Source organism: Rhodovulum tesquicola (genome assembly GCF_024128855.1).
Classification (GTDB): domain Bacteria; phylum Pseudomonadota; class Alphaproteobacteria; order Rhodobacterales; family Rhodobacteraceae; genus Rhodovulum; species Rhodovulum tesquicola.
In genome coordinates this window covers 1-912 of sequence record NZ_JAMYDV010000061.1, presented here as the reverse complement: position 1 = coordinate 912, position 912 = coordinate 1, and the positions used below count along the sequence as shown (strand labels likewise).

1 protein-coding gene and 1 tRNA gene are annotated in these 912 nt (G+C 58.4%); one reads left to right on the top strand and one right to left on the bottom strand.

Annotated elements, in window-relative coordinates; all coding sequences use genetic code 11:
* Positions 1-167: 167 nt before the first annotated feature.
* Positions 168-467: a tyrosine-type recombinase/integrase gene (locus NHN26_RS17675; RefSeq protein WP_354595950.1), complete on the top strand. Its 300-nt coding sequence runs from the start codon at positions 168-170 to the stop codon at positions 465-467.
* Between the two features lie 79 nt (positions 468-546).
* Here NHN26_RS17675 and NHN26_RS17360 read toward each other — a convergent pair.
* A tRNA-Ser gene (locus NHN26_RS17360) sits at positions 547-636 on the bottom strand.
* Positions 637-912: the final 276 nt, after the last annotated feature.

Sequence of the window (912 nt, the reverse complement as noted above, 5' to 3'; positions counted from 1 at the left end):
TGGCTTCGCCACCAACTCGGCGATCGTCGCCTCGCCACGAATGGCTTCAAGCGCCACCTTCGCCTTGAAGTCCGCGCTGTAGTTCTTCCGTTTGCCAGCCACGCTGTTCGTCCTCGTCTTCCTCGGCGGCAAGCTTAGCAAACTGTCCAGTTTCTGGGGACCACCTCATTCCCCTGAAAAACCTGTCGTTCCTGGTCACGGCGCAAGGGCGTCCGTTCAGCCCGGCAGGTTTCACCAACTGGTTTCGCGACATGGTGCGCGAAGCGGGATTGCCTGATGGGTTGTCGCCGCACGGGCTGCGCAAAGCGACCTGCCGAAGGCTAGCCGAAGCAGGATGCACCCCGCACCAGATCATGGCGATATCCGGCCATAAATCCCTAGCTGAAGTGACACGCTACACTGTCGCGGCTGGACGCAAAGACCTTGCAGTGCAGGCCATGCTTGCACTGGATCGGAAAGAAGCGTGAACAAACACTGTCAAACCTTCGGCATAGGTTTGACAAATAGCCCCGCAGGGTATTGAAATCAAAGAAATAAAATTTGGGTTGGCGGAGAGACAGGGATTCGAACCCTGGAGACGGTTTCCCGCCTACACACTTTCCAGGCGTGCGCCTTCGACCACTCGGCCACCTCTCCGTGCGATTTACCTAACCTTGCGGGGGGGGGCTGTGCAAGAGCGAGTTCGGTCGCGCGCGTGGCGAACATCGACGCTGGCTGTGTGTCGGTTGGTTCTTTCCGAAACCGCATATGCAGCTTCGCGGGGCAGCGTTTGGATTGGCGTGAACCTATTTGTCACATCCCGCGTGATTATACGGTCGTTTCTTGAAGATGTCCGGCCTTTGCCGCTGCCAGTCCTTCAGAGCGTCGATGGGCGTTCGGCCCTTGAGCACTGATTGCGGGAGCTGGCCGTTG